Annotated in this window: 16 protein-coding genes; 3 read left to right on the forward strand and 13 right to left on the reverse strand. The window is 66.6% G+C overall.

The genetic code is table 11. From position 1 onward, the window contains the following. Positions 1 to 302: 302 nt before the first annotated feature. The 10 genes from FRW57_RS07785 to hutI all read right to left on the reverse strand — a co-directional run bounded on the left by FRW57_RS07785 (position 303) and on the right by hutI (position 10,622). Complete coding sequence (locus FRW57_RS07785) at positions 303 to 1,559, reverse strand: M20 metallopeptidase family protein (RefSeq protein WP_238999370.1); 1,257 nt, start codon at positions 1,557 to 1,559, stop codon at positions 303 to 305. Further along, a complete protein-coding gene (locus tag FRW57_RS07790; RefSeq protein WP_152185730.1) occupies positions 1,546 to 1,998 on the reverse strand; it encodes a RidA family protein in 453 nt (150 codons plus the stop codon). The genes FRW57_RS07785 and FRW57_RS07790 overlap by 14 nt, the downstream gene beginning before the upstream one ends. Positions 1,999 to 2,003: 5 nt before the next feature. Next, positions 2,004 to 2,423, reverse strand: a complete 420-nt coding sequence (locus tag FRW57_RS07795; RefSeq protein ID WP_152185731.1) for a Rid family hydrolase — start codon at positions 2,421 to 2,423, stop codon at positions 2,004 to 2,006. A gap of 25 nt (positions 2,424 to 2,448) precedes the next feature. Beyond that, a complete protein-coding gene (locus tag FRW57_RS07800) occupies positions 2,449 to 3,624 on the reverse strand; it encodes an acyl-CoA dehydrogenase family protein (RefSeq protein ID WP_152185732.1) in 1,176 nt (391 codons plus the stop codon). After that, positions 3,608 to 4,765 (reverse strand): CaiB/BaiF CoA transferase family protein, encoded by a 1,158-nt coding sequence (locus FRW57_RS07805; protein ID WP_152185733.1) that lies wholly within the window; start codon positions 4,763 to 4,765, stop codon positions 3,608 to 3,610. Before FRW57_RS07805 ends, FRW57_RS07800 begins: the two co-directional genes overlap by 17 nt. Then, complete coding sequence (locus FRW57_RS07810; RefSeq protein ID WP_152185734.1) at positions 4,762 to 5,562, reverse strand: ABC transporter ATP-binding protein; 801 nt, start codon at positions 5,560 to 5,562, stop codon at positions 4,762 to 4,764. The genes FRW57_RS07805 and FRW57_RS07810 overlap by 4 nt, the downstream gene beginning before the upstream one ends. Beyond that, on the reverse strand, positions 5,559 to 6,362 hold the full coding sequence (locus FRW57_RS07815; protein ID WP_152185735.1) for an ABC transporter permease: 804 nt from the start codon (positions 6,360 to 6,362) through the stop codon (positions 5,559 to 5,561). The genes FRW57_RS07810 and FRW57_RS07815 overlap by 4 nt, the downstream gene beginning before the upstream one ends. A 26-nt stretch (positions 6,363 to 6,388) precedes the next feature. Beyond that, complete coding sequence (locus FRW57_RS07820; RefSeq protein ID WP_152185736.1) at positions 6,389 to 7,411, reverse strand: ABC transporter substrate-binding protein; 1,023 nt, start codon at positions 7,409 to 7,411, stop codon at positions 6,389 to 6,391. 51 nt (positions 7,412 to 7,462) lie between these two features. Continuing rightward, positions 7,463 to 9,121 carry a urocanate hydratase gene (locus tag FRW57_RS07825; protein WP_162529304.1) on the reverse strand — a complete coding sequence of 553 codons (1,659 nt, stop codon included), beginning with the start codon at positions 9,119 to 9,121 and terminating at the stop codon, positions 7,463 to 7,465. 166 nt (positions 9,122 to 9,287) lie between these two features. Further along, positions 9,288 to 10,622 (reverse strand): imidazolonepropionase, encoded by a 1,335-nt coding sequence (gene hutI / locus FRW57_RS07830; protein ID WP_152185737.1) that lies wholly within the window; start codon positions 10,620 to 10,622, stop codon positions 9,288 to 9,290. A gap of 275 nt (positions 10,623 to 10,897) precedes the next feature. On the opposite strand from hutI, the gene FRW57_RS07835 reads away from it, so the two are divergent. Beyond that, positions 10,898 to 11,599: an IclR family transcriptional regulator gene (locus FRW57_RS07835; protein WP_152185738.1), complete on the forward strand. Its 702-nt coding sequence runs from the start codon at positions 10,898 to 10,900 to the stop codon at positions 11,597 to 11,599. A gap of 535 nt (positions 11,600 to 12,134) precedes the next feature. After that, complete coding sequence (locus tag FRW57_RS07840; protein WP_203230251.1) at positions 12,135 to 12,482, forward strand: hypothetical protein; 348 nt, start codon at positions 12,135 to 12,137, stop codon at positions 12,480 to 12,482. Here the strand turns inward: FRW57_RS07840 and FRW57_RS25020 are convergent. From FRW57_RS25020 to FRW57_RS07855, 3 genes are read right to left on the reverse strand one after another with little or no spacing between them, the layout of a single operon-like run. After that, a complete protein-coding gene (locus FRW57_RS25020) occupies positions 12,432 to 13,109 on the reverse strand; it encodes a MucR family transcriptional regulator (RefSeq protein WP_152185739.1) in 678 nt (225 codons plus the stop codon). The two genes, FRW57_RS07840 and FRW57_RS25020, sit on opposite strands and share 51 nt — an antisense overlap. Continuing rightward, positions 13,106 to 14,569, reverse strand: a complete 1,464-nt coding sequence (locus FRW57_RS07850) for a hypothetical protein (protein ID WP_152185740.1) — start codon at positions 14,567 to 14,569, stop codon at positions 13,106 to 13,108. The genes FRW57_RS25020 and FRW57_RS07850 overlap by 4 nt, the downstream gene beginning before the upstream one ends. Next, a complete protein-coding gene (locus tag FRW57_RS07855; RefSeq protein WP_152185741.1) occupies positions 14,566 to 14,904 on the reverse strand; it encodes a hypothetical protein in 339 nt (112 codons plus the stop codon). Before FRW57_RS07855 ends, FRW57_RS07850 begins: the two co-directional genes overlap by 4 nt. Positions 14,905 to 15,127: 223 nt before the next feature. Between FRW57_RS07855 and FRW57_RS07860 the strand changes: the two genes are divergently transcribed. Beyond that, a partial coding sequence (locus FRW57_RS07860) for a hypothetical protein (RefSeq protein ID WP_203230252.1) occupies positions 15,128 to 15,369 on the forward strand: 242 nt, incomplete at its 3' end.

Below are 15,369 nucleotides of genomic sequence, written 5' to 3' on the forward strand. Positions count from 1 at the left end.
CTCCGGATCAGCGCCCAGTCCTCCAAAGTGATCACACTCCAATGGTCGAGTGTTCACTTTTCACCGCCGAAACTGTCCAATCTTCGAGCGCCGTCGACAGCTACGGCCCGGGCCGCCCTCTGCGGGTTGTTCAGCGCGTTGGGGCCTCACCTCCTTGGCGGGTTCGAGCGCGAGCCGCGTAACGAGCGCACGAGAGCGACTCGCGCGGAGCCGTACAGGTCATCGGACGTCAGAACGTGTTCATGCAGGTGGCCCAAGTCGAGTAGGTGACCGACCACCTCGGGTGTCGAACCGCTTCCGTGCTAGCCGCTGACCGGGCTGAGCGTCCTGCGCCTCGATTCGAGGTCCAGGCGGCTGAGCGCCCAAGCGGCGTACAGGGCGGCCCCGTCGGGCAGCACTGTGTCGTCGAACTGCGCATGTGCCGAGTGGTTGAAGGGAGCCGGATCACCTGACTGGCCGGCGGGTGTGGTTCCCAGGCCGACGAATACACCCGGCACCTTCTCGAGGATCCGCGAGTAGTCCTCGGCCCCGGCGAGGGGACTGTTCATCAGATCGAGCCGGCCCTCCCCGAAGAGGCCTGCCACGGTCTCTTCGATGAGCTGGGTCTCGGCCGCGGCATTGACGGTTGTGGGGTATCCGGGCACCCAGTCGACTCCCACGTCGACGCCGTGGGACTCGGCGACGGCCTGCAGCATCGGCCCGACGATGCGCTGCACCGTCTGCCGGGCCTGGCTCGAGAAGGTTCGTACCGTTGCCTCGAACCGTGCCTGCTCGGGGATCACGTTGGCCTTCGTGCCGGCATGGAGCAGTCCCACGGTGATCACCACTGGATCGAAGATGTCGAACCGCCGTGTCACGGTAGTCTGCAGCGCCGAGACCATGTCGGCCACGGCGGTCACGGGATCCCGGGCGAGATGCGGCGTCGACCCGTGGCCGCCGGTACCGATTACGGTGACGTGGAGCTGGTCCGAGGCTGCCATGATGGTCCCTGGTTTGGTGAAGAACGTGCCTCGCTCGCCGATGCCGGTGAACACGTGCAGGGCCAAGGAGGCCACAGGCAGTGGACCGGCCGCCCCTAGGACGCCTTCGTCGATCATCACCTGGGCGCCGTTCCAACTCTCCTCGCCGGGTTGGAACATGAAGATGACGTCCCCGATCAGTTCGCTTCGAAGGCGACAAAGCAGATGAGCGGCGCCGACGAGCATGGCAGTGTGCAGGTCGTGGCCGCAAGCGTGCATCACGCCCGTGATCGAGGAACTGAAGGGAAGGCCGGTGGCCTCGGTGACTGGCAGGGCGTCCATGTCTCCGCGCAGCAGTACGACCGGACGAGGCGAGGAGGCCGTCCGGTCGCCTCCTTCGCCTCTCAGCACCGCTACGACCGAGGACAGATCGGTCCCGGTGGATACCTCGAGGGGCAGGCCATCGAGTGCTCGCAGCACCTTCGCCTGGGTGAGGGGCAGGGTGAGTCCGATCTCGGGCTCACGATGCAGTTCGCGCCGGAGATCAACGAGGAAAGACCTAATGTCTGCCGCCTGCTTAAGAACGCTAGACATGGCCATCGGCCGAGCTCCGAGTCGGCACAACGGCGGTCGCCGCAGCACTGACAAGGACGTCTCGTCCGGGTAGTCCGGCGACGCGCACCCCCGTGCCGCAGTGCGCAGGCGTCGCATAGAACTCCACCCGGACCTTTGTCATCTTCTCCCAGTAGGCGGTCAGCTCGTCGTCGGCGCCGTTGAAGACGTAGAAGGTATTCATCTTCACCACGTCCGCCCATGTGGCCCCGGAGCTGGCCAGAACGGAGGTGATGTTCGAGAAGACAAGCCTCGTCTGGGTCTCTATGTCGCCGACGCCTGCAACTTTGCCGTCCGTGTCCATCGGCAGCTGTGCTCCGGTAAACAGCAGCGAGTGCTCTCCCGCGACCTGCCAGCCCTGAGACGTCGGGACATTCATCGACCAGAACCAGGGCATGTCCCGAGGCATCAACCGTGTCTTGTGCATCCGGCTCACCCGTTCCTGGCAACCGCGACCGCGTCGATCTCGACCAGCAGTCCCGGGTAGGCGAGCCCGGGCACCTGCACCGCCGTCCAGACGGGGCCGCTGCCTTCGATGAAGTTGGCGGCGACTCGCGTCAGCGTGTCCCAGAAGACCGTCTCGTCGTCAGGGACGTAGTAGACGTCCATCCGGACCACGTCTCGCCACCCGACGCCCGCGTCACGTAGGACCCGCCAGATGTTCTCGAACACATTGCGCAGCTGGGCCTCCAGATCCTCTCGCCCGATCACCTCCCCGGTCGGACCGGCCGAGATCTGGCCGCCGACGAAGACGAGACCTGCTGGCCTGTCGACCCGGATCCCTGCAGGTCCGCCGATCGGCAGGGAGCTGGGCGTGGGCGCGTCAAGCACGGATATGCTAGTGGTATTCATGATTCCTCGTGTTGGGTTGAACGGTTCAGAACAGTTTTCCCCTGCTGTCGAACAAGCCGGTGAGCTCCTTGCTTAGGGTCAGAAGCTGGATGTCCGACGTTCCCTCGTAGAGGCGAATGAGCCGGACGTCCCGGTAGAGTCGCTCGATTTCACTCTCGCGCATGTAACCGGCACCCCCGTGTACCTGGAGCGCAGCGTCGACGACCTGAAAGGCGTTCTCACTCGCCACGTACTTGGCGATGGACGCCGCTCGACGAAGGTCGCCGCCGGAGTCCTTCTGGCGCGCAGCTCGATAGGTGACCAGCCGGCTGCTCTCGATGAGGCAGTCCATCTTGCCCAGCGCGAGCTGAATCGCCTGGAAGTCTCGGATGGGCCTGCCGAACTGCACGCGGTTCGTCGCGTGGGCTATGGCGAGGTCCAGCGCCCGCATCGCGATCCCGTTGGCGAGTGCGGCTGCGTCGATCCGGGACGGGTTAAGGGCGTGCATCGCCACCTTCCCCCCGTCTCCGGGGGATCCCAGCACGTGGTGGCCAGGCACCACGACGTCGTCGAGCGACACCTCATACGCGTGCTCACCGCGGATCCCCATCTTCTCCATCGGTTTCGAATAGTGCAGGCCGTCGGACGCGGTCGGGACCACGAAGGCGCTGATGCCTCTGAACCCTGCGGTGGGATCGGTCTTCGCGAACACCAGCATGACGTCTGCCTCTGCCGCGCTGCTGATGAAGATCTTGTTGCCGTTGAGTCTCCAGCCACCTTCGTGCTCCACCGCGGTGGAGCGCATGGCGCCGACGTCGGAGCCTGCATCCGGTTCGGTCAGGGCGAAGGCCGCTCGCAGCTCTCCGCGGGCCATGGGGGTAAGGAACTGCGACTTCATGCGAGCGTCACCGAAAACGCGGAAGCCCTCCATGCCCAGGTAGTGCCCGGCGAAGACGGAGGCCACCGAAGCGTCCGCGTATGCCAGCTCCTCGATGGCGGCGACGAGGGTAGGAGTGTCCAGCCCGAGCCCGCCGTGCTCCTCGGGCACGGTGATGCCCAGCGTATCCATGCGCGCGAGCTCACCGAAGATTTCCGCGGCATCCTCCCCCTGTTGGTCCCGTTCGGCGGCGAGTGGTGCCACTCGTTCGCGCGCGAAGTCGCGGATCGCTTGCACCAGATCGGGATGCTCGACCTGCGCCAGGTCCTCAGAGAGACGACGCATCTTTGGGCTCATCCTCCTCGAAGTGGGGTCGTGCGGTGTGCTCACCGTGCCGCGGCGCCTGGTTCATGGGCGGGCGATAGTCATCGAGCTGGAATCCCATGCCCAAGGTCGTAAAGCCGTCGGCCTCAAGGTCCGTCACACCCCGCGCACGTGCGTACTCGCCGGTCAGTGCCTCTCTGGGGTCCAGAATCGGGGCACAGGGGACCCCCGCCGAGGAAAGCCGTCGCAGGGCCTCGTCGACTGACCAATCCGCGAGGGCAGCCTCGATCTCCTTGCGCAGCTCCTCCCGGTGCGCTCCCCTCAGCTCATCGCTGACAAACCTCGGATCATCGATCCAATGGGGCCGGCCCAGTACCCCGGCGAGCTTGGAGAACAAAGCGTCGTTGGCGACGGCCAGGACGAACTGTCCGTCGGCGGCCGCGAACGAGCCGTACGGGGCGCTGATGGCGTGGTCGGTGCCGGTGGGGACCAGAGGACCCGAGTCGTGGAGCGCCCTCATGCCGACCGACTCCAGCCCGGCCAGCAGAGCGTCGACCATAGCCAGGTCGATCCGCGCGCCCCGGCGGGTGCGCTGCCGTCTCAGCAGTGCCGCCACGACCGCAAAAGCTCCGAGCACCCCGGGCAGCACATCTCCGATGCTGATCCCGACCCGCGCCGGCGGCCCCTCTGCTGGGCCGGTCACGGCCATCAGGCCAGACATGGCCTGCGCGATGATGTCGTAGGCGGGCCGGTCCGCCCACGGGCCGGACTGGCCGAAGCCCGAGATGCTCAGGTAGACGAGCTCTCCGTTGCCCGCTCGGAGTTTCTCGGACGAAAACCCTAGGCGCTCGAGACCGCCTGGTCTCAGGTTCTCGATCAGGACGTCGGCCTCCCGCGTCAGGCGCGCGAACGTCTCGGCGTCGTCTGAGTCCTTCAGATCGAGGATCACGCTGCGCTTGTTGCGGTTCAGCAGCCGAAAGGTGGTGCTCATGCCCTCGAAGCGCGGTGGGACGTCGCGGGTGTGGTCACCGACCGGTGACTCCACCTTGATGACCTCCGCCCCGAGGTCCGCCAGCAGCCGAGAACAGTACGGGGCCGAGATCATGGTGCCGAGTTCCAGCACTTTAACGCCACTCAGCGGCGCACACAACTGTTCAGTCACGCAGATGCACTCCTCACATCAGGTCGTCGGGCAGACTGCGGCGAGGTATCGAAGATCATCGACAGCACACGTTCGCGCAGTTGGGTGAACTCCGCGGTGCCGGCTATCTCCGCAGTCCGCGGACGGCTGAAGCCGACGGGGATCAGCTCCTTGACTCGCCCCGGAGAGCTTGAGAGCACGACCAGCTGGTCTCCGAGTAGCAGCGCCTCGTTAATGTCGTGCGTCACAAAAACGATGGTGCGTCGGTGACGCTGCCAGATGTCCAACAACAGTCGCTGCGCCCCGATCCGAGTCAGCGCGTCGAGAGCGCCGAACGGCTCGTCCATCAACATCACCGGCGGGTCGGTCGCCAACGCCCGGGCAATGGCCACCCGTTGCCGCATCCCGCCGGAAAGCTCGCGTGGGTAGGCATCGGCGAAATCGCTGAGACCCATCTCCTCCAGCAGGCCCTCCGAGACCTGCTTCCACGTGCTCTTAGGCCGCTTGGTCATGCGCAGACCGAACTCCACGTTCTGGCGCACGCGCAACCAGGGATAGAGCGCATACGATTGGAACACCATCCCTCGCTCCGGACCGGGCCCTTCGACGACGCTGCCCGCGACCTCGATCCTGCCTGCGCTTGGCGTGTCCAGGCCGCCGATCATGTTGAGCAGCGTCGACTTGCCGCAGCCGGACGCGCCCACGATGCAAGTGAAACTCCCGCTCGGGATCTCCAGGCTCACCGAGTCCAGCGCGGTTCGCGTTCCGCTGCGCATGGCAAAGGTCTTGGAGACGTTCCTCACCGAGATGGTACTCATCGCGTCACCCTCTCCGCATAGGGGAACAGTCGCTTGTAGAGGACCCTGAAGAACAGATCCGTGATCAGGCCGAGGACACCGATGGTGAGCACCGCCGCAATCACCTGGTCCGTGCGCAGGAAGCGACCTGACGTGATGATCACTTGACCGATGCCGGAGTCAGCTGCGACGAGTTCGGCAACCACGACGTAGGTCCACGCCCAGCCCGCGGCGATGCGTAGGAGATCGATGATTTGCGGCATGGTCGAGGGAAGGAGCACGTTCCAGAAGGCTCGTGCCCGCGACGCACCCAGGGTGTATGCGGCGTTGAGTCGCTCCCGCGGAGTCGCCGAGGCTGCGTCCGCAATCACCAGGCATAGCGGGAAGAACACGCCGATGAATATCAGCCCTGACTTCTCTGCTTCCCCTATGCCCATCCAGATGATGAGGAGCGAGATGAAGGCTGTCGCTGGCATGTAACGTGCCGCACCAAGAATCGGCTCCAGCATCGACTGAACAGTCGCCATCGAGCCCATCGCGACCCCGATTGGAACCGCGAGAACGACCGCCAGCACAAACCCGACGAGGATCCTCCTGAGGCTTGCCCAGATGTCCTCGAGGAACCCGAAGTTCATCAGCAGGTCGTAGAAGGCGTGTCCGACAGCGGTGGGGCTGGGTAGGAAGAAGGGCTCAACCATCCCGCTGTAGGTGACAGCGGCCCACACCGCGAGCAAGGAAGCAACCCCAACCACTCCCAAGCCGATGGCCCAACGGCCTGGCAGAGGGGTCAGAAGACTCGACCAATCGGGACGGCGCTTCACCACTTCTCCTCTCAGCCTGTCTCGAATTAGCCCATGTCCCGTACGAACTGGGGAGCGATGGCATCTTCGGCGGGGGTGGGGTCGGTGATCTTGCCACGCTCCTGCCAGAACTTTGTCGCTGCGTCGTAGACTCCGAAGAGCGGCCCTGGCTTGTCGTCAGACCCCATGTATTCCTTGTTGTCCTGTAGAGAGAGCATCTTGGTTGACTTCCACAGACCAGCGGCCTCCTCGACGCTGATCTGATTCACGTCCGCGACGATCTTGAAGGTCTCTTGGTTGTTCTTCTCGATGAACTCGTTGGCGTCCTTCATGGCCGACAGGAACTTCGTGACCGTCTCTGGGCTACTGTCGATGATCTCGCTGTCGAAGCCGATGGCGTCGGACATGATCTGCGCGTACGCGCCGCCCTTGGTGCTCAGCAGGAGCTTGCCGTCCTTGTTCTTCTTCAGCGCCGTCGTCAGCCACGGTTCCCAAGTCGCTGCTGCCGGAACCTTTCCCGCCGCGAAAGCGGCGCCTGCCTGATCAGAGGTCATGTTGCGAATCTTGACGTCGTCCATGGAGAGTCCGGCCTGGTCGAGCACGTAGGCGACGAGGAACTCCATGGTGGATCCCTTATTGACGGCGACCGTTTGGCCCTTCAGGTCCGTGACACTGTTGACGTCGCGGCCCGTCAGGATCCCCTCGCCGCCGTTCGCGGTGTCCGGAAACCACACGATCTTAGCCGGGGCGCCGGCGGGGATGGCGTGTGCGAAGGTGTCCACTGTGGTGGCGACGGCCTCGACCTTCTTGCCCTTGAGCGCGTTGAATCGGTCGGCAGGGTCCTCGATGGGAACCAGTTCGACGTCGAGTCCGTGTTGTTCGTAGAAACCTTGTTCTTGAGCCACGTACAACGGGGCGAACCCCACCCAGGACGAGAGGGCGACGCGCACGCGCGGTACCTCCTCGGATCCTGTGGATGTGGACTCGGCCTTCTGTCCACAAGCCGAGATCATCAGCACTGTGAGAGCGATCAGAGCGGAAAGTCTGACCCGTGAGCGTCTGTAAAACATCAGCGTTACCTTCTTCGTCAGGTGATTCCTAGGATGGGCGGCTGGACACTTTCACTGCTCTGCGAACTCCCTCACGTCGCCGACCTGCCGCAGAGTCGCCAATGACTCGCGGTAACCGGCGTCGGCGTGTCGGACGACACCGATCCCGGTGTCGGCGGACAGCACCGCCCCGAGGCGATGCGTGGCCGCTTCGGTGCCGTCAGCGATGACCGTCACTCCGGCACTCTGGAAATAGCCTGCGTACCCACTGCCACCTGCGTGGATCGCCACTAGGTCGGCGCCCGCTCCGGAGTTGAGCAGAGCGTTGAGGAGCGGCCAGTCCGACACCGCGTCGCTGCCGTCCGGCATGCCTTCGGTCTCACGAAGCGGTTGACACACGCCGCCCGTGTCCAGGTGGTCGCGCGTGAACGCGATCGGACCAGAGACTCGTCCCTGAGCCACCGCCTCGTTGACGAGGAGTGCGAACTCGCGGCGCTCACCGTGGCCGAGCCATCCGATGCGAGCCGGCAGGCCCTGGAACTGCACGTGCTTTTGCGCCATCATGACCCACTCCGCGGCGAGGGAGTCCGGGAACCTCTCGCGCACCAGGGAGTCGAGAACGAAAATGTCCTCCTCCGTGCCGGAGGCGGCGATCCACCGGAACGGGCCGATGCCACGGGCAAACAGGGGTCGGACGTATTCGGGGATGAATCCACTGATCGACATCGCGTCATCGACACCGCCCAAGCGTGCCTGCTCGCGGATGTTGTTGCCGTACTCGAAGACCACGGCGCCCTGGGCCTTCCACGACAACATCGCCTTCACGTGTTCGACCATCGACTCCCGCGAGCGCCGGCGCACCTCGTCGGGGATGTCCTGTCGCGCTGCGCGGACCTCCTCCAGGCTGAAGCCGAGCGGGATGTATCCGAACAGGGGGTCGTGTGCGGACGTCTGGTCGGTCACGATATCGGGGCGGACTCCCCGGCTAACCAGGCCGGGCACCACCTCGGCGGCGTTACCCAGGATGCCGATCGAGGTGGCAGTCCGGCCCCTCACGGCCGCCTGGGCCCACTCGAGTGCCTCATCCACGGATTCGGTGGCCCGCTCGAGGTAACCGGTCTCGATTCTCTTCTCGATTCGCGAGGGGTCCATCTCGACGCACAGACCGACGCCGCCGGCCATGGCAATGGCGAGCGGTTGCGCGCCGCCCATGCCGCCCATCCCTGCGGTGACTACTAGGCGTCCGGCCAGGTCGTTCTGGTTCAGGTGCTTGCGGGCGGCCTCGATAAAGGTCTGGTAGGTCCCCTGGACGATTCCTTGCGAGCCGATGTACTGCCAGTCGCCAGCGGTGTATCCCCCGAACATGATGAGGTCTCGGGACTCCAGCTCGGCGAAGTGCTCAGGCGTGGCCCACCGTCCGACCAGGTTGCTGGTGGCCATCAGGACCAAAGGCGCGCCGGGACCCGTCTTGAAGACGCCGACCGGCTTGCCCGACTGAATGACGAGGGTCTCGTCCTCGTCGATCTCCTGGAGCAGTCGGACCGTGCGTTGCAGCGCCTCCGGGTTGCGGGCCGCCTTGGCGGTTCCCGCATAGACGATCAAGCTCTCCGGATGCTCACCGTTGAACAGCGTGTTCTCGAGAAGCCGCAGGAGGGTCTCCTGGCGCCAACCGCGGCAACGTAGTTCTGGTCCTCTGTGCAAAGTGACGAGTCCTGTGTCTTGGTCAATCACGGGAACAACTCCTCGCTGGCTACTTGCGTGGTGAGCAGCCCGTTTGGCGAGCCCTGGCGTCGCCGCCGAGGGGACTTTCCACCGGGCTGGTGAGTGATCCTGGCTGCCGGCACGGATCCGACAGAACAACCGCGTGATGGGACGGTAGCCCGCCTGCTGGTAGATGTCAACGGATTGGGACGGACGCTTGTGGGCGGTTCGCACACACGTGACCCGACTTGATCACACACTTGACTAGGTTGGTGCCGAATCGGTTCAGCACCATCCCGTGCTCCGGGACCTGCCAGATCACCACGTCCGCGACCTTGCCCACCTCGAGGCTCCCGATGAGCGCTTCTCGGTCGAGGGACTTGGCGGGGTTCAGGGTTGCCAAGTACCACGCTTCTGCGTAGGTCAGGCCAAAGATCCGGACCGCCAGCTGCATCGCCGTCTGCATGGACAGCGTCGGGCTGGTTCCCGGGTTGTAGTCGGTGGAAACCGCCACCGGCACGCCCGCTGCGATCATGCGCCGGGCCAGCCCCGGCACGAAGGCCTTGTCCACCCGTTGTCGGGGGTCCGGGCTGGGGACCACTTCCAGCAAATGGTGCGCCACGCCGGGCACGAGCACCCCTACGCAACCGGAGTCGGCGAGGGCCTCGAGGTCTGCGTCCGTGGAGTAGTCGAGGTGGTCCACCGAGGACGCACCGACGTCGGCAGCAAAGCGGGTGCCCCCGGCATGGCCCGTTTGGTCGGCGTGCACACGCAGTCCCATACCGCTGTCCTTAGCGGCCGATGCGATGCGTTCGCACTCGGCTCGCGAGAATCCGACCGGGTCGAGGCAGACATCGCAGTACTCAGCGAGCCGGGCCGCCTCCGGCATCGCGTCGACGACGCGATCGATGAAGTAGCCTCGCCGGCCTTGGAATCGCGCCGGCAGCACCTGCGCGCCGAAGAACGTGCTGACGAGGTCGACCGGATGAGCGCGCAGCCCCCTCAGCACCTGGAGCAGACGCAGTTCCTCGTCGATGTCCGCGCCGTAGCCGCTCTTGGCCTCCATGGTGGTGGTGCCGTGGGCGAGCGCCATATCCAGGTCGGACCATGCTCGAGCATGCAGCATCTCGCTCGATGCCGCGTACGTCTGCTCGATCGTCGAGCGGATGCCGGATGCCAACGGGATCGTCCGGCGCTGCACCAGTTGCTGCCATTCTTGGTGTCGGCTGCCTCCGTGGACAAGGTGGGTGTGGCAGTCGACGAGTCCGGGCGACACGAGCGACCCCCGTGCGTCGATGACATCGTCGCTGTGCCATGCGGCGAGCACCTCGGCGGTCGTCCCCACGGCACAGAGGCGACCGTCCAGCACGGCGAGAGCGCCGTCTGGGATCGTCTCGACAGACTGCAGCGCCCTCCCGGTCGCCGATTCCTCCCGGATTCGACACGTGAGGAGCTCACTGGCACCCACGATGATCAGGTCAGCCTGCCGGCTCTTCGGCAGGGGTGATGGGGCGGCGCACATATCTTCCATGCCGTGGTAGCCTATACCACTAGGCGGGCATCTCTGCCTGCTGCAGCCATCTCTGGCTTGCACGGTCCTTGCATGCCTCTAGCGCGGGGCACGTCCAGGTGTGCGGGTCCGCCCCGCGGGCGCTCGCAGCGACATCCGCCGACCGGGCAAGGATGGGGCCCGCCATGTCCGACGAGAACATGCCGGGCACTGCGTAGGCAAAGAATGCAGGAGGACTGACTATTTCTCAACGAACAGGTACACGCGGACCTTCACGACAGCACGAGGAGCAGGGCGTGGTTGACACAGACCCCACCACCCACTCCTCCGGCTCGCCGACCGCCGCCGTTCGCAGTGTCTCTCGCGCGCTCGCCCTCCTCGACGCCGTCACCGAGGCCGTGCAGCAGGACAACTACAACGGGATCACGCTCGCCGACGCCGCCAGAAACGTCGGCCTCCCGGTGACGACGGCAGCCCGCCTGCTCAGCACCTTGGAAGCGGAGAACGCCGTACGTCGCGATCACAGCGGGAGATGGTATCCCGGCGTCCGCCTGCTGGCTCTGTCCTCGCGACTCAAGTCTGCTCCGTTGATCACGGTGGCCGGCCCCGAGCTCGAGAACCTGGCAGAGAGGACCAACGAATCCGCCTACCTCGCCATTCGGAGCGGCGATGAGGCGGTGTACATCCGGCACGTGGACAGTGCCCAGCCGATCCGGCACACGGCGTGGGTCGGGCGGTCTTGGCCGATACACGGGACCGCGATCGGAGCCGCGCTCCTGGGTTCGATCCCGCTGGGCGGGGTTGCAACGACGCGGGACACCATCGAACCCGGCGTCACGGCAGTGGCCGCTCCCATCTGGGACAAGGACACCAGGGGGGTGGTGGCCGCCCTCAGTTGTGCCGGTCCGACTTTCCGTATCGACGAGGATCGCCTCGCGCAGATCGCAGCCGCCGTGTCCGAGAGTGCGCAGAGGCTGTCACAGTTCCTGGACCTGTAGTGCGGCTCCGCTCGCGTAAGGACTCGTAGACCAGCCCTATGGAGATGGGGGGCGCACAGAGACTCCTCACCGACCCACTGACCTCGGCTCAAGACACGACGTGCCGGGCGCCGTGGGGCGCGAGGCTCCCCGGCGCCTGCTCTCGTGCGGTTAGCGTGGGAACGACTGACGCCGCGACGCGTTCCAACCACGGCGGCGACGCTTCTCCGTGGTGGCCCACCGAGTCGATGGACCATATGCTGAACTGGGACGAACGCGCAGCCGCCAGGCCAGGGCATAGTTCGCTCGGACGGTGAGCTGAAGGTGCGACGGCGCGGCGCGGTTGACTTCCAGAGCTGGTCCCGTGTCAGCCCATCTATCAGAGGCGTCCGGCCCCGTCCAGCGGACCTCCAGCTGCAGCGCCGTCACAGTTCAACAGTGTCCGCCACCCGCCGCCGGATCCGGCAGCGACTCAAGCCAACTCGGGACTTCGCAACGTCATTCGCAGAGTTCAGGTGGGACAGGACAGCCAGCCAGATCGCTCGCGTTCCCCAGGATGTCCCGCGTTTCGAAGTCCCACACACCTGACCCGGCCCGTCTGGTCGGGGTGGTGATGCGCGACGCCGTGATCGACATGCTGGTCGACAACCTGGTGGTCAACGGGGTTGAGGTGACGTCATACATCGAGGCCGAGCTGGACCGGCGGCATCCAGTGCGGTTGCTGATCCGATCCAGCGATCCGTCCGAGCTGCGGGAAGCCCATCGGCAGCTGCGCGCTGACTGGGTGGCGACGGTCGAGCGGCTCCGCGAGATGCCGAGCGGCTCGGAGCACCAGCGCGTGGGCGGTGAGTGGTCAGGCCCGGCGACGTGCCCGTCGGTTGGCAATGTTCGCGCAGGTCCGTGAGCAGAACTTCCGACGCTTCAGATTGCCACGGATGGGACTGAACCGCACCCCACACTCTCCGCATCTGACAACGATTCTGGTGCGCGTTCGTGCGCGGGTTGACGTGCGCTCGATGTGCGCAGCCAGCACCTCCGGAGCCCACCCCTCCCCCGCCGCCAGGCGTGCCAACGACGCGCGCGCCGAATCGCGCGCGGCCACGAACCCGGCGCCCTCGGGACGGTCCATCCGCTCCCGTGCCTTGCCCGCGATCAAGGCCCGCAGGTCTTCGGCCACCAAGCCTCGAGTGCGCGCCAAGCCGTGCCGACGCCGGTACTCTGCCGCCTGGACCCCATGCGCCCGTGCGACGTGCAAACCCAAGTGCCGGTGCGCCTGCCCGCACTCATGGCACACCAGCAACCCGTCCGGGGCGACTTCGAGCACCCCGAACCGGCCTTGACCGTCCGGTTCGCCCACCCTCACGACACCAGAGGCTACCGGCGCCGCGCTCGGCCACGAACTCACCGCATCTCGTTGAGTGGCCCCCATCTGGCAGCTTGGAGTATCAAGCGCGGGTCTGGCATCGCGCCCGAGGCAGACCGCGATGCCCATCGCCAGGGCGGCGTGGGCAAGCTCAGTGAGCCCCTTCATCGCTGGGGTCCAGGGCGCGACGGCAAGAGCGTGGATGACGGATGTTGGCGTTCCTCTGGCAGCCGCCGAGGGGACTCAGCCCCGGCCGGCGATGGCCAACCAGCGTGGTTGAGCACGCTGCTGGCCGACAGGGCCTTCCGGGTGATGTCCACCAGGCGATCCGTCGCCGCGACGAGCTCTTGCCGCAGCGGGGCGGGCAGGGCCACGACGCGGTTGGCGTGCAGGTCTGCGGGCTTCACCCACGGCACCTGCCGGTCAACGCCGTCGTCTAGTTCCCGCGCCCGGGCGGCCATCGTGCGCGCCGGCCCGGTGAGGCTCTGGTCCCGAACGGCCACATCCCGGTGCACGCCCGCCGCCTCGACCGCGGCCGCCACGGCCATCTGCACCGTGGCTGCGGCCTCAGCCAGGTCGACCCGCTGGGTGATGACCTCTGCTGTGGCCCAGCTGGTCTTGTCCATGGCGACCTCGTAGACCGCGGCTCGCGTCTCGCCTGCCGCCCGTCTCAGGCTCGGATCCGCCCGGTCCCCGGGGGCGAGCATGTCGCCCCACTGATCGGCGAGGCGGTGCCACGCCTGCCCGGACGACTCGAGGGCAGGCACCAGACGCGCCCGGTGGGACGGGTCGAGCTGCCCGGTGCTGCTGGCCGCCGCGAGAATGACTATCCCCGCGTGGGCCAATCCAGCCTGGGTGGCGGCGCTCAGGTGCAGGTTCGCCGCCGTCGGGGTCGCAGCCAGGACGCGGTGGCTCTGAATATCCAGATCGGCCATGGCCTGGCCCAGTCGGCCGGTGTCGGAAGCCGGCAGCTGGTGCTCGCCGGCCAGCACTTCACCGAAGCGACGACCGGTCACTGCCCCGGCCAACTGCTCGAAGGCGGCCAGGTGGTCGGCCGCCCGCCGGGCGGCGGCTTGTCGGGCAGCGTGCTGCCGGCTGCTCCTAGAGATCCCAAATTGCTGCCTGGGCGAACCCTTCTTACCGAACCTGTCTTGGAGATCGCGATGGTGTTGCTGGACGGCCACACCGACGGCGTGGGAGCCGACATACAGGGTGTGCATGACCCGCATGCGTGCGGCAGCCAGGTCGGCCCGGACCGGGTCTGTGGTGGGCCGGACGTCACCGCAGTACCGGTCGACCAGCTCGGTGGCTCTGGCGAGGTTGTCGGAGATCGTGAGGAGCCGCTCGTGGCTGGGGCCGGGTCCCGGCCAGGTCTGTCGTATCTGGGCATGGTGCAGGGTCTGGCTCATCGTCTCGAGCCGTTGCATGGTCGGTCCGGCGTCGGGGCTGGCCAGGGGTTCGGAGGGGAAGGCCGCCCACAGGTCGCTGGCGTTCTGCACGACCTCCCCCCAGGTGCGCATCAAGGCTGGGGCGTCGTCGCCGTCCACGTGCAGGAGCAGCTGCCGAGCCTGGGCGTCGGCGTCCATCAGCAGCTCCCCGACGCTGCGCTGGTCTCGCTCGGGGCTCATGGCGCCATCTCGCGCACCAGGTTGCCCAGGGCGACGACGACGATGGAGAACCCGGCAGTCGCCGGGGTGGCAGGGACCTGCCTGGCCAGGTGCTCGGCGGCCAGGAGCAGTTCGGTCACGTCGGACTGTGGTGGTCTGGGCCGGTAGGGGTCGAGGTGTCGTGGCACTAGGTCGGCTGCGTCGTAGGCCGCGAGGAGGATGCCCAGGCTGCGTAGCTGCAGCACGGACCCGGGTCCGTCGGCGTCAGCTTCGCGGGCGGCCTGCCTGGCCGCGTGGTGCAGCAGCCGGGCGATCGCGGCGATGGTCTCCTGGGCCGGTGTCGTGGTGGGCGTCATCACGGGCTCCTTGTTCGGTCGTGGCTTGGCCTGGCCCCATCAAGCCCTGCGCCGTCCCCAGCGCTCCAGCGTCCGCGGCTGCCTGTGGATAACGCCGTCGGGGTGTCCGCGGTAGGGGCCAGACTTGCTGTCACACACCCCAAGGGCGACCCAGGCTGCTGGTGATCACCCCCAGGGGGATCGGGACAGTCGCACCGGTGGTGCAGGAAGGCAGGTGGGTGCGATGACCACGCGCTCGCGGATGTTCGGTTGGCTGCCCACCGGGGTCGGCATGCTGGTCAGCACCGTGGTGACCTGCATGGTCGGTGTCCTGCTGCCGGCGGCCCCGGCGTGGGGCCTGTTCGTCGGTGGCCCGGTCCTGATGGGCGTCCTGCTGGCCGGGCGGGATGAGGGGCCGGCGGTGCGGCTGCTGGTGGGCGCCCGAGAGCCCAAGCCGCACGAGCTGGCCGCGCTGCGCCCGGCGCT

The organism is Segeticoccus rhizosphaerae (genome assembly GCF_009192725.1).
Classification (GTDB): domain Bacteria; phylum Actinomycetota; class Actinomycetes; order Actinomycetales; family Dermatophilaceae; genus Segeticoccus; species Segeticoccus rhizosphaerae.